The following is a 21,517-nucleotide window of genomic DNA, read 5'->3' as shown; positions in this document are numbered from 1 at the left end:
TCGGGACATGAGACCGTTCCGCTTCGGGGTGGCGATGTACGTGCCCGGCTCGCGGGACGAGTGGGTGGCGAAGTGCCGTCGGGCCGAGGAGCTCGGCTACGACGTCGTCGGCGTGGTCGACCACCTCGGGCGGGTCGCGCCGGTACCCGCCCTCCTGCTCGCCGCCGAGGCCACCGAGCGGATCCGGCTGAACACCTACGTCCTCAACGCGAGCTTCCACAACCCGGTGGTCCTGACCCGCGACCTCGCCGCGCTCCACGACTTCACCGGCGGCCGGGTGGAGATCGGGATCGGTGCCGGGTACGTCCGCGAGGAGTTCGAAGCCGCCGGGATCGGCTGGGGCACACCCGGCCGCCGGTTCGGCAGGCTCGTCGACGTCGTCACCGAATTCGAGCGCGTGTTCGCCGACCGGCCGCGGCCGCCGCTGCTGCTCGGCGGCCGCGGCGACCGGATGCTGACCTTCGCCGCCGCGCACGCCGACACCATCGCCCTGACCGGCACGGCGCCCGGCGCGGCCGAGGGTCGGCTGGCACTGGCCGATTCCGCCGCACTGGCCGAGCGGGCCGGCTTCGTGCGGCGGGTGCTGGACGGCCGGGACGCCGAGCTGAACCTGATGGTCCACTTCGTCCGGATCACCGGCGACCGGCGGGCGGCGCTCGAAACGGCCCACCGGCTGGTGCCGCACCTCGGCGTCGAGCAGCTCGGCGAGCTGGCCACGGTCTTGGCAGGCTCGGCGGAAGCGGTGGCCGAGCAGCTGGTGCGCACCCGCGAAACCCTCGGCGTCAGCTACTTCACGGTGCTCGAAGACGACCTGGAGCGGCTGGCCCCGGTCATCGGGAAACTCCGCTGAGTACCTTGGTCGTATGACTGGGGACTTCCGCTTCGGGATCAACATGCTCGTGCCGGACAGCCGTGGCGCGTGGACGGACAAGTGCCGCAAGGCCGAGGATCTCGGCTTCGACGTGCTGTCCGCGGCCGACCACCTCGGGATGGCGCCGCCGTTTCCCGCGCTCGTGCTCGCCGGCGCGGTCACCGAGCGCGTCAAGCTCAACACCTTCGTGCTGAACGCGCCGTTCTACAACCCGGTGCTGCTCGCCCGCGACGTCACGGGCACCGACCAGTTCACCGACGGACGGCTGGAGCTGGGCCTGGGCGCAGGGTACGTCAAGGAGGAGTTCGAGGCCGCCGGGATGCCGTTCCCGGCCGCCCGCGAGCGCGTCGACCAACTCGAACGCACCATCCACGAACTCAAGCGGCTGTACGCCGATCCGGACCACAAGCCCGCGCCGGTCCGGCCCGGGGGCCCGCCGCTGCTGCTCGGCGGGCGCGGCGACCGGATGCTCGGGCTGGCCGTCGAGCACGCCGACATCATCGGCTTCACCGGGACCACGAAGACGCCGGACGGCGCGCCGCTGGCCGGGGCGACCGTCGAGGAGATCGACGAGCGGGTGGCCTTCGTCCGGGCGAAGCTCGGCGCGCGGGCGTCCGAAGTGGAGTTCAACCTGCTGTGCCAGTTCGTGAAGGTGACGAACGACCGGGCGGCGGGACTGGCCGAGGTCGCCGAGCTCGCCGGCGGACGGCGGACCGTCGAGCAGCTCGCCGAGCTGCCGACCGTGCTCGTCGGCACGGCGGCCCAGATCGCCGACCAGCTCCGCGGCCACCGCGAGCGGTTCGGCTTCACCTACTTCACGATCCTGGAGCCGTTCCTCGACGAGTTCGCTCCCGTGCTCGAAGAACTCAAGTGATCGACGCGAAGGCGATCGGTGTCCGGGCCGGCGAACACTGGCTGTTCGACGACCTGGACTTCGCCGTCGGCCCCGGCGAATGCGCCGCGATCGTCGGGCCGAACGGCGTCGGCAAGTCGACCCTGATGCGGTGCTTCTACGGCATGCAGAAACCGCAGCGGGGCCGCGTGCTGGTGGACGGCCGGGTGCCGGACGAGCGGGACGTCGAGTTCCGCCGCAAGGTGTCCGTGCTGTTCGACGACTCCGACTTCTTCGCCGAGCTGACGCCGTTGCAGCACCTGGAACTGCTGTCCGGCTCCTTCGGTGCCGACCTCGGCGACCACGAGGAACTGCTGCGCGACGCGGGTCTCGGCGAGCGCATGCGCGTGACGGCCGGGCACTTCTCCGCGGGCCAGCGCCGCCGCCTGCTGCTGTTGGGCGTCACCGCCCGGCCGCACCGGCTCCTGCTGCTCGACGAGCCGGAGCGGGCGCTGGACACGGCGGGCAAGGAGTGGCTGGTCGAGGTGATCGCCCGGTCGACGGCGGCGGGCGCGGCGGTCGTGGTGGCCACCCACCACCCGCCGCTGCTGGACGCCGCGGACAGCGTGCTCGAACTGTGGTGACCCTGACCCCTCGCCGGATGCGGATCCCGGGCCGCAAGCGGTTCGGCGGGATCTTCAGCGGCGACACCGCGACGTTCGTCTTCCTGTTCGGCTTCGGGTTCCTGTTCACCGCGTTCTTCCACGTCGACGGCTGGCGTCCCGCGCTCTACGGGTCGTCCACTGTGGACTTCCCCGCCGTGCTCGGCCTGCTGACGCTGTGCTGCGCGGTCGGCTGGCGCGGGCTGCTGCGCCGCGGGTTCGCCTGGGTCGAACCGGCGGAGCTGACCTGGCTCGACTTCGCGCCGGTGGATCGCGGCCGCGTCGTCACGCTGCGGCTGCTCGGCGCCTGGACCGGCGTGGTCGCGGTGACCGGCTACCTGGCGGCGCTGCTGCTCGCCGTCGGCGGCGCGGGGCTCGACCAGTGGCGGGCGGCGGTCGCGATCGTCGCGGCGACCGCGGTCGCCGCGTTCGCCACCGCGCGCCGGACGTCCCTGCGGCCGGACGCGCTCGGCCCGCTCGCACTGGCGGTGCTCGGGCTGGCGATCGCCGCGCTCGGCCTCGGTCCGGACACCGTCCAGCTCGTCGCGGCCGTGGTGCTGGTCGCGGCGCTGCCGCTGGCGTTCGGCGGCGAGCCGGTCTCGCGGTCCGGCCGCGCGGCGCTGCTCGCCGGGTGGGACGGCCGGGTGCTGCGCTCGGTCGCCGTCACCTTCCTCGACCCGATGATGCTGCTCCCGCCGTCGGCGCCGACCGGGCGGCTGTCGCTGCGCCGCCCGACGCCGTTGCGGCTGGCCTGGGCGGGCACGCTCGGCCGGTCCCGCTACGCGGGTGCGGCGGTGCTGGTCGCCTTCGCGGTCGTCGTCGCGCACATCGCGCTGCCGACCGTGCCGGGCGCGGTCCTGATCGGCGTCGGCGCGTACGTCGCGCTGCTGCCGTTCGCCGGCGGGCTCGGCGAGCTGTGGCGCAACCCGGGCCGCCGCCGGTGGCTGGGAACGGGCAACCGCGAGCTGGTCCTGACCCACGGCCTGGTATTGGCCGGGGTGGGTTCGGCGTGGGCGACACTGCTCGCCGTGGTCACCCTCGCGGGTGGGACGTCGTTCGCCGCGGCGGCGTGGCTCGCCGTGCCGCTGACGGTGCTGTCGATCTTGCGCACGGTCACCCGCACCACCGTTGACTACGCGAATCCGGTGTTCGTGGACACCCCGGCGGGCCCGATGCCCGCCAACCTCGTCCGCCAGCTCTTCCGCGGCCCCGACCTCCAGGCGCTGGGCATCGTGGTGCTCGCCGCCGCCGTTTGACCTACGCTCCTTGCGACGAAAGGAGCAGCCAGGTGGGCGGCGGACACGCACCCGGCGTCGGGCGCAGGGGAACCAGCGAGTTCCCGGCCGGGTGGAGCAACGAGCAGATCATCTCGGTGATCAAGGACGTCGCGAACGACCCGAGCGAGGCCCGGCGGCGCCAGCCGAACGGCCGCTGGCGGTGTGCCGGCGAGCGGTTCAACGTGCACCTGGTCGTGCTGGTCGAGGAGAACGGGCACGTCCACACGGCCTACCCGGTGGCGGGACCGGGCGTGGTCCGCAACCCCGACACGGCACGCGACCCGGCGAACCCGACGGTCGCCGACCTCAAGGACAACCGGATCAGCTTCTTCGCCGACAGCCTGCTGACCCACCTGGCCAACCGGCTCTCCCCGGAGAACTACACGCACTACCGCACCCTGCTGTGGTCCGGCGAGCGCGAAGAGCTGGCCGACGTACTGGCCGCCCACGCGGTCAAGCTCGGCTTCGCGTTCTCGACCGACGAGTTCTCCGACTTCGAGAAACTGCTCAACAGCTACGACCTGCCGGTACCGGCCTGCGCGTTCCTCAACGACCGCGAGCACATCCTCAAGCAGCTGCGCCCGGTGTAGGAGAACGGGCTCCGGCCCCAGTCGCGCGGTCCCGCCGCACTGAAGGGCACCTTCGTCTCATCTGACCTGGATCCACCGATCGGCGTGCGCCGAAAGGGACGTTCCTGGCGTCTGATGCGAGGAAAGTCCCTTTCGCTGCGCCGGATGAGAGGAAAGCGCCTTTCAACTCACCTCGGTACCCAGCGGGTGCCCAGCCGAGCTTCGACCGGTCCCCGGCTCCGGTGAATCCAGGTCTGACGTGCTGAAGGGCACCTTCCTTGCAGGTGACGTAAGGAAGGTGCCCTTCAGCACGCTTGAGCCGGGTCGATCCGGGGCCTGTCCGTCCTCAGTGGACGCCGATGGGACGCAGGTCCTTGTCGTGCTCGTCGGCGTGGTAGTCCTCGGGGTTGGTGTCGTCGGTGCCGTTGAACACCTTCAGCTGCCGGGCGATCAGCGTGACGACCACCGCGGCCACCAGGTTGCCGATCAGCGCCACGAACCCGACGTAGATCTGCACCTGCGAGCCGGCGAACGGGTGCCAGCCGAAGATCGACATGTTGTTCAGCGGCAGGGCCGAACCGCCGAAGTGCTTCTTGCCGTTGGCCGGGTTGGGGATGCCGTACAGCATGATCAGGCCCCAGCCGATGCCGACGATCCAGCCGGCGATCAGGCCCCAGCGGTGGAACCAGCGCGTGTACAGCGCCAGTGCCACGGCCGGCAGCGTCTGCAGGATCAGCACGCCGCCGATGAGCTGCAGGTCGATCGAGAACTGCGGGTCGATCAGGATGATCACGGCCACCGCGCCGAGCTTCACGACCAGCGAAGCGAGCTTCGCCTGCTTGGCTTCTTCCTGCGGGGTCGCGTTCTTGCGGATGTACTCCTTGTAGATGTTGCGCGTCCACAGGTTGGCCGCGGCGATCGACATGATCGCGGCGGGCACCAGCGCGCCGATGCCGATCGCGGCGAACGCGATGCCGGCGAACCACGACGAGAACTGGTTGTCGAACAGCACCGGGACGATCGTGTTGCCGTCCGCCTTGCCGGTCGCCGCGTTCGTCAGCGGCTTGACGCCCGCGGTGATCGCCACGTACCCGAGCAGTGCCAGCAGGCCGAGCACCAGCGAGTACGCCGGCAGCGCGACCATGTTCCGCTTGATGACGTTGCGGCCGCGCGAGGCGAGCACGCTGGTCAGCGAGTGCGGGTAGAGGAACAGCGCGAGCGCCGAGCCCAGCGCCAGTGTCGCGTACTGCAGCTGGTTGTTGGCGGTGAGCAGGATCGACCCGGACGGCTTTCCGGTGGCCGGGTTCGGCGTGCCGAGCTTCTTCGCCGCCGCGTCGAAGATGTGCGACCAGCCGCCCAGCTTCGAGGGCAGGTAGATGATCGCCACCAGGATCACGACGTAGATCAGGATGTCCTTGACGAACGCGATCAGCGCGGGCGCCCGCAGGCCGGACTGGTAGGTGTAGAAGGCCAGGATGACGAAGGCGACCAGCAGCGGCAGGTGCCCGACGATGCCGGAGCCGTTGATCCCCATCGTCCGCAGCACGGCTTCGAGGCCGACCAGCTGCAGCGCGATGTACGGCATGGTCGCGACGATGCCGGTGATGGCGACCAGCAGCGCGAGGATCGGCGAGCCGAAGCGGCCGCGCACGAAGTCGGCCGGGGTGACGTACCCGCGCACCCGCGAGACCGACCACATCCGCAGCGCCGGGAGCAGCACGATCGGGTAGACGACGATCGTGTACGGCAGCGCGTACAGGCCGAGCGCGCCGGCGCTGAACACCAGCGCGGGCACCGCGACGAACGTGTACGCCGTGTAGAGGTCGCCGCCGAGCAGGAACCAGGTGATCCACGAGCCGAACTTGCGGCCGCCGAGACCCCATTCGTCGAGGTGGTCGAGTGTGCTGCCGGCCTTCCAGCGCGATGCCATGAAGCCGAGGACGGTCACCAGCGCGAACAGGATCGTGAAGATGATCAGTTCGGGCCACTGCAGGTTGCTCATCGAGCGTCCCCTTCGTCCAGGTCCTCGACGCTCAGCCGGTCGGGCGCGTCGGTGGTCGGCTTGTCCCGCGTCATCAGGTAGACGATCCAGGTGCTCAGCACCCCGACCGCCACCATGAGGAACTGGAACCAGTAGAAGAACGGCATCCCGAACAGCCGCGGACCGTCCATGTTGAACAGGGGCGTGACCAGCACCAGCAGCGGGACGATCAGGAGCAGGTTCCACGGGCTGAACTGGAACCCGCGCACCTTTCCGTCGTGCTTAACCGTCGACATCGACCTCACCTAACACTCCCGTAACCGACCGCATGACCTTAGAACCTGGGGTGACGGTGCGTCACGTCTGTCCGATATCGATTTGATCGCCGCGCGGAGCGTTCTCCGACGATCGTGGGTTGCCGCGCCGGTAGCCGCCCTATATCAATAGCCGGTCTCCGCACGTGAAAAGCCAAAAGGGGCAACCGTATGACACGACTCCGCTACGCGGTGGTGATCCCGGCGATCGCCGGCACCCTGCTGGCCGGGTTCACGCCTGCCTTCGCGGGCCAGGAGGGCGCGGCGGGCAAGCTGCCGTTGAACTCCACCAACATCCCGCCGCAGTACGCGAACCAGAAACTCGACTGGCACAAGTGCGCCGTCCCCTCCGAGCTGCCGACGGCCCCGCCCGCGGGCGCCGAGGACATGGAGTGCGCGACCTACAAGACGCCGCGCAACTGGTACCAGGCGAACGCCCAGATCGACCTGACCATCGCGGTCAGCAGGCTGAAGGCCAAGCAGGACGCCACCGCCAGCGTCGTGACCAACCCCGGCGGCCCGGGCGCACCCGGCCGGAACTTCCCGGCGCGCCTGCGCAACCAGGCCAAGCTGCGCGAGCACCAGGAGATCATCGGGTTCGACCCGCGCGGCACCGGCAAGAGCACCAACATCACGTGCGGCGGCGCCATCGGCACCGGCTCGGACCTCGACCCGCGTGACCGCAGCCGCGAGAACCTGAACCTGATCCTGCAGGCGACGAAGTACGCGGCGCTGTCCTGCCAGCAGAAGTCCGGCGAGCTGGGCCCGCTGATCAACACCGACCAGACGGTCAAGGACATCGACCTGCTGCGCGTGCTGCTCGGCCGCGACAAGATCAACTGGGTCGGCTACTCGGCGGGCACCTGGATGGGCGCGCACTACGCGCAGGCCTTCCCGGCCCGCACCGGCCGGTTCGTGCTCGACTCCTCGACGGAGTTCACCACGACCTGGCAGAAGTCGTTCGACTGGCAGCCGCTCGGCTTCGAGCGCCGCTGGCGGCAGGACTTCCTCCCGTGGATGGCGAAGTACGACAAGCTCTACCACTTCGGCACCACCGGCGAGGCGGCCCGCCAGACCTACGAGCAGGTCCGCTACGCACTGACCCAGAACCCGGTCACCGTGCCCGGCGACGACAAGCCCCTCTCGGCCAACGGCCTCGACTCGTTCATCGCGTCGAGCATCTACTCCAAGCGGTCGTTCCCGGGGGTGGCCGACTACCTGGTCAGCGTCCGGACGCTGACCCAGGGCACCGCTTCGGCACAGGCGAAGGCCTCGGCCGCGCAGAAGGTCAAGGCCGCCGACAAGAGCACCGAGACCTCCGGCGCGCAGCCGCTGATGGTCCCGACCGACGGCGACTCCTACGACGCCAGCTTCTGGACCATCCCGTGCAACGAGGGTCCGTGGACCGGCTCGACCCACAGCGCCATCCGGCAGTCGCAGAAGCTGATCGACCAGCAGCTGCCCCTGCTCGGCGCGGGCTGGTTCATCCAGCCGTGCCTGTTCTGGAAGAAGCCGCCGTCCCCGCTGCCGGTGCTGGACGGCAAGGGTGTCCCGCCGGTCCTGATCGTCCAGTCGGAGCACGACCCGGCGACGCCGATCGAGGGCGCGCAGCGTGCGCACAAGGCGTTCGCCGGTTCGCGGATGCTGACGATCACCGGCGAGGGTGACCACGGCATCTACGCCGGCGGCAACGCGGGTGTGGACAAGGTGGTGGAGGCCTACCTGGTGGACGGGGTCGTCCCGAACGACCAGAGCCTGCCCGGCATGCCACTTCCGGTGCCCGCGGGCGCCTGAAGGCACTAGATGTGGTGGGGCCCCGCCGAACTCCGGTTCGGCGGGGCCTTTTCCACACCTGTGCACAGAGTTGTCCACAGGCAGTGGACAACTCTGCGGTACTAGAATCGCTCCCATGGTTCGGGTGCCGCTGACAGACGACGAGCGCGAACGGGGCGAACGCCTCGGCCAGGCCCTGCGCGCGGCGCGGGCGGGCCGCAGCATGGTCGACGTCGCCGCCGAGGCCGGGATCTCGGTCGAGACGCTCCGGAAGATCGAAACCGGCCGCATCCCGACACCGGCGTTCTTCACGGTCACGGCCATCGCGGACGCCGTCGGGCTGCCGCTGGACCAGCTACGCGCGGCCGTCACGCCCGCCGCGTCACCCCCGCTCTCCGCGGCGAGCTAGCAGGATCCGCGAGACCAGGTAGAGCACCACGCCGGCGAGCAGGTGCCAGAGAAAGTGCGTGCCGGCCGGGACGAGGTCGCACGCGTCCCGGTCGATCGTGCGCAGGGCCAGTGCCAGCGCGAACAGCGCGCCCGCCACGGCGTAGTGCGTCCAGTAAGCGCGGTGGACGAAGGCGAGAACGCCGAGCCCGAGCAGGACGGACAAGTAGAGCCCGCCACCGAGAAGTGCGACGACGACGGTCAGGCCCAGGAACGCGGGCACGGCCACCCAGGCCCACCGCCGCGCCACGAGCCCCGCGTACGCCGCCGCGAAAACCAGCAGAGCCATCGAGTCCCCGACGGCGGCCCAGCGCGTCGCGAGCAGGTGGAAGGCGCTGCTCGCCACGAAGACGAGCCCGATGAGCGCGGCCAGCAGCCTCCCGGCACGGTCGCCATCGGCCAGCCACCACACGAGCACCGCGGCGATCAGGAAGGCCAAGCTGCTGAGACTGTTGAACAGCTCACCCCAGAGCCCGGGCGCAACGCGTTCGCAGTACCTGTCGACGTAGTCCGTCACGGCACCAGCCAACCACTCAGAACTCCAGGCGCCACGTCTCGTCGGTCAGCCGCGGGCCCCAGTCGTCGAATTCGTGCGTCCGGACGATCTCGAACCCCGCCGCGCGGTAGATCGACCGCGCCGCGGTGAGGATCGAGACCGTCGACAGCTCCATCGCGCGGTAGCCGTGGGCCCTGGCGAACGCCACGCACTCCGTGACCAGCCGCTTGCCCACGCCGTGGCCGCGCGCCGACGGTTCGAGCAGCAGCAGCCGCAGCTTGGCCGTGCCGGCGTCGGGTCCACGGGTGCACGCGATGCTGCCCACGCGCTCGCCGTCCAGCTCGGCGATCCAGAACGCCTGCCGCGGGTCGTCGTGGTGCCCGGCGAAGTCCGCGACGACCTGCGCGACGAGCCCCTCGAACCGGGCGGTGAAGCCGTACTCGCGGCCGTAGAGCACGCCGTGGCGTTCCACCACCCAGCCGAGGTCACCCGGTCGTGGCGGGCGGAGGACGAGCACCGGGTCGCGACGGCGGTCGCCGACCAGGTCTTCGATCGTGCGCATCGCGGCCAGGAGGCGCTGCTGGTCCTCGTCGGCGAACCGGCGCAGCAGGCCGCCGATCTGCTCGGTGGACCGGCGGTTGAGCAGGGCGAACGCGTCCCGGCCCGCCGGCGTCGGCCGGACGAGCTGGCGGCGGGCGTCCTCGGCCGACCGTTCGCGCACGACCAGGCCGCGGGACTCGAGGCGGGCGAGCAGCCTGCTGGCGTAGCCGGCGTCGAGGTCCAGGCGTTTCCGCAGGTCGGTGACCGGCATGGGGTCCTGGTGCGCGAGCTCGAAGAGCACGCGGGCTTCCGGCAGCGAGTACTCGGCGTCGGCGGGGCCTTCGTCGAGCACGCCGATGACCCCGGTGTAGAGCCGGTTGAAGGCGCGGACCGCGGCCACCCGCTCGGCCAGCAGGGTGTCGTCGTTCATTGACCACCTCAACAAGTTCGTTGACGAAGTCAAAGATTACCGCGGAATCCGGTGCCGGCAAGGGGTTTCGGACATGGGAAACCCCGTGATGCTGCCAGGTCGGGGGTCCGCCAGCATCACGGGGTCGTAGGGGGTATCGACGGCCCCCAGTGCCTCGTTACACCCTGAGGGCTTTGTGGCCTACGTCACTCGAATGGGTGAGCGCCACGGGGTGAGAGATCAGCGCATGTAGCCCGTGCGAGCCTGCGCGATCGCGATGAGTTCCTGACGGACCGTCGCGGTGGCGGCGGTGTCGATCGCCCGGTTCAGCGCCCGGCGAGTGCGAGCCTCGGCGCGACGGGCACGGAGCTTGGCGGCGATGTTGTTCATCGGTTTCTGCATCCCCTTCGAAGGGTCTCGGTGGCTTGTGCTTCCAGTATGCACCTTTTTTCACAAGGAATCCAACGAATATCCGGTGATATGGCGCACTGACCGATGAATCGTCGGCAGATCTGGGTATGGGCAGGACAGGCTAAGGTGGCCGCGGTCACGTCGAAGCAACCCGCTAACGTCGTATAAGACTGTCTAGCGAAAATGCAATAGAGACTTAGGGACGCTCATAGAGCGCGAGACACGCAGGTCAGTCGCGACCGAGCAGGTAGTGGCCGAAGTGCGGCACGGTGAAGGCGATCCGTCCCCGCTCGGCGGAGTAGACGAGCCCCTTCTTCATGAGGCTGTCGCGGGCCGGGGACAGCGACGACGGCTTCCGTCCGAGGAACACCGCGACGTCCGCGGTGCCGGCGGGCTCGTCACGGCCCTGGGTGAGCTCGGCCATCGCCTGCAGGTACTCGCGCTCGGCGGGCGTCGCCCGCTCGTAGCGCGACCCGAAGAAGCCGACGGCCAGCTCGGACTCCGCTTCGGGTGCGGCGACCTGGACGTCCTTGACCGTGATCGGGTCGGACGGCGCCGCGTCCCAGGCCGCCTTGCCGTAGGCCTGGATGAAGTAGGGGTAGCCGCCGGAGGCGTCGAAGAGCGCGTCGAGGGCTTCCGGCTCGATGCCGGCGTCCTCGCGCTCGATCGGCGCCATGACCGCGAAGTCGGCGTCCTCGCGGCTGAGCCGGTCGATGCGGGCGTAGCGGAAGAGCCGCTCGGAGTAGGACTTCGACGCCGAGAGCACCGCGGGCACGTGCGGCAGCCCGGCCCCGACCACCACCAGCGGCGCCCCGGACTGCGACAGCTCGTGGCAGGCCGCGCACAGCGCCGAGACGTCGTCGGGCTGCAGGTCCTGGATTTCGTCGATGAGCAGGGCGACGCCGGTCCCGACGTCCGCGGCCAGCTCGGCGACGTCGGTGAACAGCTCGACGAGGTCGATCTCGATGTCGCCGGAATCGGCCCGGCCCTGCGCGGCGGGCACGTCGATGCCGGGCTGCCAGCGGTCCCGCAGCTTGGCGTCGGGCTTGTTGGCCTTGAGCGCGAAGGCCTTCAGCACGCCGAGCACCTCTTCGACGCGGTCCGGCGCCCGGTGCCGCACGGCGAGGTCCCGGATGGCCCGGTGCAGCGCGGCCGACAGCGGCCGCCGCAGCTCGGCGTCCGGCCGCGCCTCGATCTTGCCCGCACCCCACTTGTGCCGCACGGCCATCGCGCGCAGCTCTCCCAGGAGCACGGTCTTGCCGACACCCCGCAGGCCGGTGAGCACGAGACTGCGCTCGGGTCTCCCCCTGGCCACCCGCTCCAGCACCACTTCGAACGCCTTGAGCTCACGCTCGCGTCCGGCCAGCTCGGGCGGCCGCTGCCCGGCACCCGGGGCGAAGGGGTTGCGGATGGGGTCCACTCTGCCACGCTATCGGCGTTTCTAGCGCGAGCCCGATATTCCGCCATAGACGGCTAGCGCGTGTCGCCGAGGTTCGACCGGATGGCCGTACATAGAGACGAACAGGTCTGCAGCCCTGCTCGTCCCTACCCCCAGCGCGCACTACGACGTGCCGCTAGTCGTTCAGGTTCCGTTCCGCGTAGATCTTCATCGCGTCCCGGATGAATTCCGCAGTCCCGGCCCCGTGGACCTCGTCGTACTTCCCGTAGCGCGGGTCGTCGACGTACAGCTGGCCCAGCCCCGTGAAGTAGCTCTTGGACACCGTCGCGACCGGCCCGAGCAGCCACTGGTGCAGCCGGGCCGTGATCGCCTGGACGTCGTCGCTGTCCGGGGCGTGCCCGGCCTTGCGGGCCGCGCCGTACGCGGCCGAGATGTCCAGCTGCTCCTGCTGGAACGCCTTCCTGTCCTCGGCCGAGAGGGTCTTCCACCACTGGTCGCCGCGCCGGTAGGCGTCGGCGCCCCAGCGCTGGGTGACCTCCTTCTCGTACTGCGTGTGGTCGAAGCCGTCGAAGACTTCTGCTGCCATCAGTCGTTCACCTCCCTTCAGTTTCCGGAGGGTCGTGCGGACCGAGGCGATCTGCCGTCCGATCCGCTGCTGCTCCTGTTCCAGCAGCTCCAGGTGGGTTTCGAGCGCGGCGGTGCTGTCGCGCTGCCCGTCGAGGACCTCGGCGATGGCCGGCAGCCCGAGGCCCAGCTCGCGCAGCAACAGGATCCGCTGCAGCCGGACGAGCGCCTGCTCGTCGTAGTAGCGGTAGCCGTTGCTGCCGACCCGGCTGGGCTCGAGCAGGCCGACGGCGCCGTAGTGGCGCAGCGTCCGGCTCGTGGTCCCCGCCGAGCGGGCGATGTCCTGGATCGACCACTCCATGCCTTCGACGATAGAAGTTGACGCAACGTCAAGGTCAAGCATCGAGTTCTCTAGGGCTTTCTAGTGCTGAGCCGATACTTCGCCAGAAAGCCCGATGAGGATTCGAGCGCGGGCCGAGCGGGCATCCAGACGGTAGGTTCGACCAGGCAGCGGCCCGTACGAGGAAGGCTATGACCGTGATACTCCGTCGAGTGGCACGTCCCCTGCTCGCCACGATCTTCGTGACGGGCGGGATCAATGCGCTGAGGCAGGCCGAGGGGCACGCCAAGGCGGCGGAACCGTTCCTCAACAACGCGTTCGACAAGTTCGGCAACGTCGTGCCGGAGCAGGTCCCGCGGGATCCGGTGACGCTCGTCCGGATCGACGCCGCGGTGAAGATCGGCGCCGGTCTCGCGCTCGCGTCCGGGAAGGCGCCGCGGCTCGCGGCGGGGCTGCTGCTCGGCAGCCTCGTGCCCACGACGCTGGCGGCGCACAGCTTCTGGACCATCAAGGAGCCGGGCGAGCGCCAGCAGCAGCAGATCCAGTTCTTCAAGAACGCGAGCGTGGCCGGTGGCCTGCTGCTCGCGGTCGCCGACACGCACGGCAAGCCGTCGGCGGCCTGGCGCGCACGTCACGCGGCGAAGGACGTCGGCGCCGCGGCGGGCAAGCTGAGCCGCAAGGCCGAGAAGCGGGCCAACAAGCTCGCGAAGCGGGCCCAGAAGGCCCTCCCGAAGTAACCGGGCACTTTCACGTGAAAGTGCCCCCTCCGGAAAACCCGAGGGGGCACTTTCACGTGAAAGTTACTTCTCCAGGATCGCGGTGACGCCCTGGCCGCCTGCCGCGCAGATGGAGATCAGGCCGCGGCCGGACCCCTTCTCGTGCAGCAGCTTCGCCAGCGTCGCGACGATCCGGCCGCCGGTCGCGGCGAACGGGTGTCCTGCCGCCAGCGACGAGCCGTTGACGTTCAGCTTCGCCCGGTCGATTGCGCCCAGCGGCGCGTCCAGGTCCAGCTTCTCCTTGGCGAACGCCGGGTCCTCCCACGCCTTGAGCGTGGCCAGCACCTGCGACGCGAACGCCTCGTGGATCTCGTAGAAGTCGAAGTCCTGCAGGGACAGCCCGGCACGGGCGAGCATCCGCGGCACGGCGTAGGCGGGCGCCATCAGCAGGCCCTCGTCGCCGTGGACGTAGTCGACGGCCGCGGTCTGCGAGAACGTCAGGTAGGCCAGCACCGGCAGCTTGTGCGCCTTCGCCCACTCGTCGGTGGCGAGCAGGACCGTGGACGCGCCATCGGTCAGCGGCGTCGAGTTGCCCGCGGTCATCGTGCCGTCCGGGCCGCCGAAGGCCGGCTTGAGCTTGGCGAGCTTCTCCGCGGTCGAGTCCGGGCGCAGGTTCTGGTCGCGCGCGAGCTTGAGGAACGGCGTCACGAGGTCGTCGAAGAACCCGCGGTCGTAGGCGGCGGCGAGCTTCTGGTGGCTGCTCGCGGCCAGCTCGTCCTGCGCCTCTCGGCTGATCTCCCAGACCTTCGCGGTCAGCGCCGCGTGCTCGCCCATCGACAGGCCGGTGCGCGGCTCGGCGTTGCGCGGGATGGCCGGGACGATGTGGCCGGGCCGGATCTTGGCGATCAGGCGCAGCCGGTCGCCGACCGTCTTCGCGGAGTTGAGCTGGATGAGGATCTGGCGCAGGTCCTCGTTGACGGCCAGCGGCGCGTCGCTGGTGGTGTCGACGCCGCCGGCGATGGCCGAGTCGATCTGGCCGAGCGCGATCTTGTTGGCGACGGTGATGATGGCCTGCAGGCCGGTGCCGCACGCCATCTGGATGTCGGACGCGGGCGTCGCGGGCGAAAGCTTGCTGCCCAGCACGCTCTCGCGGGCCAGGTTGAAGTCCTTCGAGTGCTTGAGGACGGCGCCGGCGGCGACCTCGCCGATCACCTCGCCCTGCAGCGAGAAGCGGCTGACCAGACCGTCGATGGCGGCGGTGAGCATGTCCTGGTTCGACGCCTTCGCGTACGGGCCGTTGGACCGCGCGAACGGGATCCGGTTGCCCCCGATGATCGCGACCTTGCGTACGGCAGGGGTCTTCTTCGGTGGCATGGCGTTCACCTCTCTGGTCGGCTCTCTCACACTTTAACCTACTCAGGAGTAGGTTAGACTGCGAAGTGACGCAGACTGCACGGGAGGCAACCGATGGCTGACAGGTACCAGCAGTTCACGAAAACCCCGCTGGGGAAGTTCGTGGTGCCGAAGCTCGGCCTGCCCAACCCCGCCACGCTCCGCCGGTACCAGCCCGGGCAGCCCGCCCTCGAGGGTCCCGCACTGCTCGGGGCCGCGCCGGGCGGCAGGCTCGAGAAAACCCTCCGCGACCAGCTGGCCGACGCGGGCATCGAGGTGCTCACCACCGCGGCCGACCGGCACGCGGCACTCGTCTTCGACGCCACCGGCATCACCGAGCCGGGCCGGCTCCGCGAGGTCTACGACTTCTTCCACCCGGTGATCCGCAGCGTCGGCCCGTCCGGCCGGGTCGTCGTCCTCGGCACCCCGCCCGAGCAGCTCGACGGCCGCGAGCGGATCGCCCAGCGCGCGCTCGAGGGCTTCGTCCGCTCGGTCGGCAAGGAGCTGAAGCGCGGCGCGACCGCCCAGCTCGTGTACGTCGCCGACGGCGCCGAAGAGGCGACCGAGTCCACCCTGCGGTTCCTGCTCTCGGCCAAGTCGGCGTTCGTCGACGCCCAGGTCATCCGGATCGGCACCGAAGGCAAGACGGCCACCGCGCCCGCCAGCTGGGAGAAGCCCCTGGACGGCAAGGTCGCGCTGGTCACCGGCGCGTCCCGCGGCATCGGCGCGGCGATCGCCGAGGTACTGGCCCGCGACGGCGCGCACGTCGTCGCCCTCGACATCCCGGCACAGGGCGGTGACCTGTCGAAGGTGGCCAACAAGGTCGGCGGGTCGGCGTTGCAGCTCGACATCACTTCGCCGAGCGCGCCCGCGAAGCTCGCGGAGTACCTGAAGGAGCGTCACGGCGGCGTCGACATCGTTGTGCACAACGCGGGGATTACCCGCGACAAGACGCTGGGGAACATGAGCGAGAGCGCGTGGGACTCGGTGATCGCGGTCAACCTGGCCTCGCAGCTCGCGGTGAACGACAAGCTCCTCGCCGATCGCGTGCTGAACGAGAACGGCCGCATCATCGGCGTCTCGTCGATCGCGGGCATCGCCGGCAACGTCGGCCAGACGAACTACGCGACGTCCAAGGCGGGCGTGATCGGCATGGTGAACGACGGCGCCCCGAAGCTGGCCGAGTACGGCGGCACGATCAACGCCGTCGCGCCCGGGTTCATCGAGACCAAGATGACGGCCGCGGTGCCGCTGTTCATCCGCGAGGCCGGGCGGCGGCTGTCCAGCCTCGGCCAGGGCGGGCTGCCGGTCGACGTCGCCGAGACGATCGCCTGGTACGCGAACCCGGCGTCGTCGGCGGTGAACGGCAACGTGGTCCGCGTCTGCGGCCAGGCCCTGCTGGGGGCGTGACATGGCGATCCGCGAACTCGACAGCACCCCGAGCCTGGCCACGCTGTACCCGAAGGCGCTGCTCGGTTTCCGCAAAACGGGCTCGTCGCTGCCGGACACCGAGCTGGTCCGCACCGGCGTCGTCGTCGACCCGGCGCACCTCGCGGCGTACAACACGGTGTGCGGCTTCCGGCTGAGCGACGAGCTGCCGGCGACGTACCCGCACATGCTGGCGTTCCCACTGCAGATGGCGCTGATGACCGAGCCGGGATTCCCGTTCCCGCTGCTCGGCATGGTGCACGTGGCGAACCGCATCACCCAGCACCGCGCGCTGCGCCTCGGCGAGGCACTGACCGTGCGCGTGCGGGCGGAGAACCTGCGCCCGCACGAGAAGGGCCGTCAGTTCGACGTCGTCAGCGAAGCCTGGGCCGGGGAGGAGCGCGTCTGGGTCGACGTCAGCACGTACCTGCGGCGCGGCTCCGGCTCGGGTTCTTCCCGGAGCGACCAGCTGGTCCCGCCGACCCCGGAGGCGATCTGGCGCGTCCCCGGCGACATCGGGCGGCGCTACGCCGAGGTCTCGGGCGACCGCAACCCGATCCACCTGCACCCGCTGACGGCCCGCCTGTTCGGCTTCCCGAAGGCGATCGCGCACGGCATGTGGACGAAGGCCCACGCGCTGGCGGCGTTCGAGGGACGGCTGCCGGAGGCGTTCACGATCGACGTGCGCTTCAAGCAGCCGGTACTGCTGCCCGCCAAGGCGGCCTTCACGTCGTGGTCCACTTCGGACGGCTGGGCGTTCGAGCTGTGGAGCGGGCCGAAGCCGAACCTGGAGGGGACGATCAGCTCACTCTGACGGCTTCCAGACCTCGCCCTCGATGAGGTCGTTGAAGCCGAGCCAGACGAGGTTCATCAGCCAGGAAGCCAGCACGCCGTCGGAGATGTCGGGGTGGTCGAGCGCCCAGTCGGCCAGCGACTCGGCTCCCCCGACCAGCGACGCGGCCAGTCCTTCGCCGGAGAATTCGGCCTGCTCGCCGACGCCCTTGCGGGTGCCTGCGGAGACGACGAGCGCGGCGACGAGCTGGATCGCGCGCGCCCGCATGTCGGTGATCTCGGCGGCGAAGGCGCCGCCGACGGTCAGGGCCTGGCGGTGCAGGACCGTCCACGACTCGCGGTACTCGGCGACGAAGCGGTAGAAGGAGCGCAGGCCGTGCCAGAGCTGCATGTCCGGCGGCAGGTCGGGCTGGACGCCTGCCTGGATGGCTTCGAGCAGGCGCGTCGCCTCGCGGCGGATGCAGGCGCCGAAGAGGTCCTCCTTGGAGCCGAGGTAGGTGTAGATCATCGGCTTCGAGACACCGGCGACGTCGGAGATTTCGTCCATCGACGCGGCGTGGTAGCCGTGCCGCGAGAAGACCTGGACGGCCGCGTCCAGGATCTGCCGCTCGCGCACGGCACGCGGCAGCCGCCTGGCCCGTTCGGGCGGACGCTGATCTTCTTCTGACACGCTGGACCTCCCTGTTGCTGCCCGGAGACGGTACCGGGAGCCGACCCGACGGGGTGATTTCGGCACGCTTGCCCGCCTACCTACTGGCGGGTAGCATTACGCTCGGGTAACTGGAGAGGGAGGGACCATGACCGACAACGCCGGGCTGACCAGCGCCGATCAGGTCGCCGGCCTCCGCGGACGGGCGCTGCTGGACGCACTGGAGCGCCTCGACCCGCTGAGCCCCGAGGCCCACGCCCTCGACGTGAACACCCTCGCCGACGCACTCAACCCTGCCGACCTGGGCAAGGACGACTTCCGCCGTCTCCTGAGCGCCCTGGTGCGCCTGGCCGCGGTAGCCCCGGCGTTCGACCTGAGCAAGGTCGACCCGGCCCGGTTCGCCTCGTTGGTCGCCTCGGCCTCCCGCGCCCAGCTGGAGAGCGTCGCCGCGGACCGTGCCCTCCGCGAGCGCGTCCTGGACGAGATCTTCGCCCGCATGGGCGCCCACATCCGCGCGGACCGAGCCCGCGACCTGCACGCGGTGGTCCACTGGCGCCTGTCGGGCGGAGTGGGCGAGGGAGGCTACGACCGCTACGAGACGGTGATAGCCCACGGGTCGTGCACGGTGAGCCGCGAGATGCACTCCCCGCCCCGGGTGACCATCACGATCGCCCCGGCCGACTTCTTCAGGTTGATAACCCACCAGGCAACCCCGGCGGTGTTGTTCGTGACGGGAAGAATCAAGGTAAAGGGAGATTTGGCCTTCGCGGCGGGTCTGATCGGTTTCTTCGACCTCCCCAAGCCCGTATAGTTCCGCGCCGTGCCCCGAAACGCAAAATGGCGCCTGCACCGTCCACGCAGTGTCCGCGGCGGTCACGTGGTGAACGCGTTCGCGGAGAAACTGGAGATCGCGAGGCTGACGCCTGCCCAGTTCATCCAGGTCCTGGAAACCCTGCACATGCTGGGTTCGGCAGGGGCAGGCATCGAGCTGAGCTCCCTGTCGACGGACGTCCTGGTCGACGTGGTCCGCAGGGCCTCCCGCGACCAGCTGAAGGCCATCGCAGAGCACCCCGAACTCAGGTCCGTGTTCCTCGACGAGATCTTCCGCCGAATGTCGGAGCATTTCGTCCCCGCCCGAGCCCGCCACGTGGATTTCGTGGTGTCCTGGCGCTTTTCGGAAGGAACCGGAGAGGACGGCTACGACCGTTTCCAGACGGTGATCGAGGACGGAGTATGCGTGTCTTCGACAAACCTGTCCCGAACCCCGGACACGACAATCACCCTGTCGGTGGACGACTTCATCAGGATGGCCACAGGCAACGCGGCGGTGGCGGCAATGTTCGTGACGGGCAAGGTGAAGGTGAAGGGCGAGTACGCCCCGGCGGTCCGGTTCTCCAGCTACTTCGACATCCCCAAGCCATCCGGGGACTAGCTGTCGGGCGGTGCCGCAGTAGTTGCTAGAAAAGGCCTGCGCTCGTCGCCGGCTCAAGGGCTTCGCTCGGCTTCTGTCGACGGAGGGGCGCGTTGTCCTTGGTCTCGAACCAGTTGCCGTTCACCGCCTCGTCGAGTGCCTTCTCGTCGAGTTCGAGTCCCAGAGCCGCGGCCAGGACGTGCGCGGCGAGCCGCGGTGGGATGGCGTTGCCGATCTGCTGGGAAACATCCTTGCCCGCCCACGGGTAGTTGATCGGGAAGGTCTGTAGCCTGCCCGCTTCGGGGAGGGTGAAACGTGGCAGTTCACGCTCGTCGTGCGTGACGAGACGGTTGCGCGAAACCTTGCCGGTGACGGTGGCGGCCGGTTCGTCGGAAGTACGCCTGCCACGCGCCTTGGGGTCTCCGCCGGTTCCGTAGTTGGAGATCACCACATAAGGCGACTCGCGCTTGACCGCGTCGCCCATGGTAGCCCACGGAAGCAGGGCCGGGTCTCCCTGAGTTGCGGGTACGCCCTTGCGATACAGGCGGTGCGTCGGCATGGGAAGGCTGGGCTGGCGGTCTCGTCGAGCGATCAGGATCGCACGGCGGCGGGTCTGCGGCACCCCGAACATCTCGGTGTGCAGGATGCCGCAGTCCGCCTTGTAGCCGATGCCTTCCAGAGCTTCTCGTACCGCGTACCAGACAGGAAGGACCGCGGGGACCTGTTCGAGCACGATGGCCTCGTACGGGTGTCCGTTCTTGAACGCCTCCAGCGCCCACCGGAGTGGTTCCAGGACCAGCCCCGTTCGCTCGTCCTTCAACTGGCCCATGTCGTCTTTGACGTCTTCGCCTGCCGCCATCCGCTTGACGAACTTGAGTACCTGCTCCAGCGCTCGACGCCCGGCTCCGTCTCCGGCCACTGTGTACGTTTGGCAAGGCGGACCGCCCGCGAGGACAGAGGCCGTCTTGAAGTTCGACGGGTCGTAGTCGCGAACGTCGCCCTGCCAGGTCCGAAGTCCGGCTTCCCGACGAGTGGCACAGGCGTTGCCGTCCCACTCGATCCCGTCCACGTCCAGTCCAAGCCAGTGTGCGGCGACATCCAACCCACCCGGTCCGGCAAAGAGATCCACTACATGGATCCGCCCGGGTGAAGAAGAGTCGGATGGTTCAGGAGCCATGGGCGAGAGCTTATCTCGTGCGATCGCCCGACTGGCGCAGGCGCGATCAGGAGCGCTCCAGAACGCGACGAATCGCCTGTCCGAGGGCCCGTCCCACCGGCGGTGGCGTGGCGTTTCCCACTTGACGGTACTGGTTGGTCTTCCGACCCGACAGCTGCCAGTCCGCCGGGAAGCCTTGAAGCAGAGCCACCTGCGGAACGGTCAGCGCCACCATGCCCGCGGGGCCGTTCTCCGGCGCCCAGTGGAAGTCCGGACCAGGCGGTGCGTCGGCAACCGTACCGCCGTTCACGCCCATCTTCGCCCACAGGCGCTTCGACCCGGTGGGTCCGAGGTCCGCTCCGCCTCGTTCCCAGGAACCGCCGACCAGCGTGGGAGCGAGCTGATCGGCTTGGGCGGCCCACTCGTCGGCCTGCTTCCATCCACGGGAGGCCATGGAGTCACGCAGCACAGCGCCCACCGGTGGCGGCGGAGGCAGGACCTGCGGCATGCGGAACCCGTCGCCGGCTCCGCCCTTGAACGCAAGCATGATGCCGTGCCTGCGGACCTGGGACACCCCGTAATCGGATGCGTTCACCTCGAACCAGCGCACGTCGTAACCGAGGTGTTCGAGCTCTTTCTCGGCGTGTTCCCGGTCTGCGGCGTACCTGTCCTTGGTCACCAGATCAGGCAAGTTTTCGATCAGCAGTGCACGCGGCTGGATTCCCGGCACGAGCCAGATGGCGGCCTTGAGCAGCTCCAACTCGAGGTCGCTGCCGCGGCCGCGCGTGTTCGTGGCCGACGCCTGCACTCGCGGCAGACCCGCCGACAGCAAGTCGACGTCGTAGAGTCGCTCGTCCTCCGCGGGATCGAACTCCTTCAGGTCCATCTTCCGGACGTTCCACTGTGGTCGGTTGAGGTGGAGCGTCCGGCACGGAAAGTCGACATTGTCGAGAAGCAGGACGGGATCGAAGCCCGCCTGCTCCAAACCCAACGCGAGGCCCCCTGCGCCCGCGCACAGCTCGATCGACCGATAGCGCTTGCTCGACGAAATGTATTGCGTGGAACCGTGTTCTTGCGGCATTACGTCC

Annotated in this window: 23 protein-coding genes; 12 read left to right on the top strand and 11 right to left on the bottom strand. The window is 69.6% G+C overall.

Translation table 11 applies throughout. The annotated features are described in order from the left end of the window. Window positions 1-7: 7 nt before the first annotated feature. The 5 genes from ABJI51_RS10365 to ABJI51_RS10345 are packed head-to-tail and all read left to right on the top strand — an operon-like array spanning window position 8 to window position 4,232. Window positions 8-850 carry a TIGR03621 family F420-dependent LLM class oxidoreductase gene (locus ABJI51_RS10365; RefSeq protein WP_348949551.1) on the top strand — a complete coding sequence of 281 codons (843 nt, stop codon included), beginning with the start codon at window positions 8-10 and terminating at the stop codon, window positions 848-850. 13 nt (window positions 851-863) lie between these two features. Then, complete coding sequence (locus ABJI51_RS10360; protein ID WP_348949549.1) at window positions 864-1,745, top strand: TIGR03621 family F420-dependent LLM class oxidoreductase; 882 nt, start codon at window positions 864-866, stop codon at window positions 1,743-1,745. Next, a complete protein-coding gene (locus ABJI51_RS10355) occupies window positions 1,742-2,347 on the top strand; it encodes an ABC transporter ATP-binding protein (protein WP_348949547.1) in 606 nt (201 codons plus the stop codon). Before ABJI51_RS10360 ends, ABJI51_RS10355 begins: the two co-directional genes overlap by 4 nt. Next, complete coding sequence (locus ABJI51_RS10350) at window positions 2,341-3,621, top strand: hypothetical protein (RefSeq protein WP_348949545.1); 1,281 nt, start codon at window positions 2,341-2,343, stop codon at window positions 3,619-3,621. The genes ABJI51_RS10355 and ABJI51_RS10350 overlap by 7 nt, the downstream gene beginning before the upstream one ends. Window positions 3,622-3,653: 32 nt before the next feature. Beyond that, window positions 3,654-4,232 (top strand): EndoU domain-containing protein, encoded by a 579-nt coding sequence (locus ABJI51_RS10345; protein WP_348949543.1) that lies wholly within the window; start codon window positions 3,654-3,656, stop codon window positions 4,230-4,232. Window positions 4,233-4,557: 325 nt separating this feature from the next. On the opposite strand, the gene mctP is transcribed toward ABJI51_RS10345, so the two are convergent. Both mctP and ABJI51_RS10335 read right to left on the bottom strand, forming a co-directional pair. Continuing rightward, window positions 4,558-6,213 carry a monocarboxylate uptake permease MctP gene (gene mctP / locus ABJI51_RS10340; RefSeq protein ID WP_348949541.1) on the bottom strand — a complete coding sequence of 552 codons (1,656 nt, stop codon included), beginning with the start codon at window positions 6,211-6,213 and terminating at the stop codon, window positions 4,558-4,560. Beyond that, a complete protein-coding gene (locus ABJI51_RS10335; RefSeq protein WP_348949540.1) occupies window positions 6,210-6,488 on the bottom strand; it encodes a DUF3311 domain-containing protein in 279 nt (92 codons plus the stop codon). The genes mctP and ABJI51_RS10335 overlap by 4 nt, the downstream gene beginning before the upstream one ends. A gap of 189 nt (window positions 6,489-6,677) precedes the next feature. On the opposite strand from ABJI51_RS10335, the gene ABJI51_RS10330 reads away from it, so the two are divergent. After that, window positions 6,678-8,300: an alpha/beta hydrolase gene (locus tag ABJI51_RS10330; protein WP_348949538.1), complete on the top strand. Its 1,623-nt coding sequence runs from the start codon at window positions 6,678-6,680 to the stop codon at window positions 8,298-8,300. Window positions 8,301-8,415: 115 nt separating this feature from the next. Beyond that, window positions 8,416-8,688: a helix-turn-helix domain-containing protein gene (locus ABJI51_RS10325; RefSeq protein ID WP_348949536.1), complete on the top strand. Its 273-nt coding sequence runs from the start codon at window positions 8,416-8,418 to the stop codon at window positions 8,686-8,688. Here the strand turns inward: ABJI51_RS10325 and ABJI51_RS10320 are convergent. From ABJI51_RS10320 to ABJI51_RS10300, 5 genes are all read right to left on the bottom strand, one after another. Beyond that, on the bottom strand, window positions 8,662-9,243 hold the full coding sequence (locus tag ABJI51_RS10320; protein ID WP_348949534.1) for a hypothetical protein: 582 nt from the start codon (window positions 9,241-9,243) through the stop codon (window positions 8,662-8,664). The genes ABJI51_RS10325 and ABJI51_RS10320 overlap by 27 nt on opposite strands. A 16-nt stretch (window positions 9,244-9,259) precedes the next feature. Then, window positions 9,260-10,192 (bottom strand): bifunctional helix-turn-helix transcriptional regulator/GNAT family N-acetyltransferase, encoded by a 933-nt coding sequence (locus ABJI51_RS10315; RefSeq protein WP_348949532.1) that lies wholly within the window; start codon window positions 10,190-10,192, stop codon window positions 9,260-9,262. Window positions 10,193-10,411: 219 nt separating this feature from the next. Further along, window positions 10,412-10,561: a hypothetical protein gene (locus tag ABJI51_RS10310; protein WP_348949531.1), complete on the bottom strand. Its 150-nt coding sequence runs from the start codon at window positions 10,559-10,561 to the stop codon at window positions 10,412-10,414. Between the two features lie 250 nt (window positions 10,562-10,811). Further along, the gene (locus ABJI51_RS10305; RefSeq protein WP_348949530.1) at window positions 10,812-12,002 is read right to left on the bottom strand and encodes a DUF8462 domain-containing protein; all 1,191 of its coding nucleotides are present in this window, start codon (window positions 12,000-12,002) and stop codon (window positions 10,812-10,814) included. A gap of 154 nt (window positions 12,003-12,156) precedes the next feature. Further along, on the bottom strand, window positions 12,157-12,906 hold the full coding sequence (locus tag ABJI51_RS10300) for a MerR family transcriptional regulator (protein WP_348949528.1): 750 nt from the start codon (window positions 12,904-12,906) through the stop codon (window positions 12,157-12,159). Between the two features lie 170 nt (window positions 12,907-13,076). Here ABJI51_RS10300 and ABJI51_RS10295 point away from each other — a divergent pair, with 170 nt between their 5' ends. Then, a complete protein-coding gene (locus ABJI51_RS10295; RefSeq protein WP_348949527.1) occupies window positions 13,077-13,622 on the top strand; it encodes a DoxX family protein in 546 nt (181 codons plus the stop codon). A gap of 63 nt (window positions 13,623-13,685) precedes the next feature. On the opposite strand, the gene ABJI51_RS10290 is transcribed toward ABJI51_RS10295, so the two are convergent. Further along, the gene (locus ABJI51_RS10290; protein WP_348949526.1) at window positions 13,686-14,975 is read right to left on the bottom strand and encodes an acetyl-CoA C-acetyltransferase; all 1,290 of its coding nucleotides are present in this window, start codon (window positions 14,973-14,975) and stop codon (window positions 13,686-13,688) included. Between the two features lie 93 nt (window positions 14,976-15,068). Between ABJI51_RS10290 and ABJI51_RS10285 the strand changes: the two genes are divergently transcribed. Together ABJI51_RS10285 and ABJI51_RS10280 are read left to right on the top strand one after the other, a co-directional pair. Further along, window positions 15,069-16,403, top strand: a complete 1,335-nt coding sequence (locus ABJI51_RS10285; protein ID WP_348949524.1) for a 3-oxoacyl-ACP reductase — start codon at window positions 15,069-15,071, stop codon at window positions 16,401-16,403. Window position 16,404: 1 nt separating this feature from the next. Beyond that, window positions 16,405-17,235: a MaoC family dehydratase gene (locus ABJI51_RS10280; protein WP_348949522.1), complete on the top strand. Its 831-nt coding sequence runs from the start codon at window positions 16,405-16,407 to the stop codon at window positions 17,233-17,235. Here ABJI51_RS10280 and ABJI51_RS10275 read toward each other — a convergent pair. Further along, window positions 17,227-17,883: a TetR/AcrR family transcriptional regulator gene (locus tag ABJI51_RS10275; protein ID WP_348949521.1), complete on the bottom strand. Its 657-nt coding sequence runs from the start codon at window positions 17,881-17,883 to the stop codon at window positions 17,227-17,229. The genes ABJI51_RS10280 and ABJI51_RS10275 overlap by 9 nt on opposite strands. 127 nt (window positions 17,884-18,010) lie before the next feature. Between ABJI51_RS10275 and ABJI51_RS10270 the strand changes: the two genes are divergently transcribed. Together ABJI51_RS10270 and ABJI51_RS10265 are read left to right on the top strand one after the other, a co-directional pair. Next, the gene (locus ABJI51_RS10270; RefSeq protein WP_348949519.1) at window positions 18,011-18,673 is read left to right on the top strand and encodes an SCP2 sterol-binding domain-containing protein; all 663 of its coding nucleotides are present in this window, start codon (window positions 18,011-18,013) and stop codon (window positions 18,671-18,673) included. A 69-nt stretch (window positions 18,674-18,742) separates the two neighbouring features. Next, window positions 18,743-19,294 carry an SCP2 sterol-binding domain-containing protein gene (locus tag ABJI51_RS10265; RefSeq protein ID WP_348949517.1) on the top strand — a complete coding sequence of 184 codons (552 nt, stop codon included), beginning with the start codon at window positions 18,743-18,745 and terminating at the stop codon, window positions 19,292-19,294. A 25-nt stretch (window positions 19,295-19,319) separates the two neighbouring features. On the opposite strand, the gene ABJI51_RS10260 is transcribed toward ABJI51_RS10265, so the two are convergent. Together ABJI51_RS10260 and ABJI51_RS10255 are read right to left on the bottom strand one after the other, a co-directional pair. Next, on the bottom strand, window positions 19,320-20,450 hold the full coding sequence (locus ABJI51_RS10260) for a DNA cytosine methyltransferase (protein ID WP_348949516.1): 1,131 nt from the start codon (window positions 20,448-20,450) through the stop codon (window positions 19,320-19,322). Window positions 20,451-20,496: 46 nt separating this feature from the next. Beyond that, on the bottom strand, window positions 20,497-21,510 hold the full coding sequence (locus ABJI51_RS10255; RefSeq protein WP_348949514.1) for a DNA cytosine methyltransferase: 1,014 nt from the start codon (window positions 21,508-21,510) through the stop codon (window positions 20,497-20,499). Window positions 21,511-21,517 lie beyond the last annotated feature (7 nt).

The sequence above is a fragment of the Amycolatopsis melonis genome, from assembly GCF_040064235.1.
In the GTDB taxonomy this organism is placed as follows: Bacteria; Actinomycetota; Actinomycetes; order Mycobacteriales; family Pseudonocardiaceae; genus Amycolatopsis; species Amycolatopsis melonis.
Note: the sequence above shows the minus strand (reverse complement) of the source record. Positions and strands in the feature narration are given on the sequence as shown.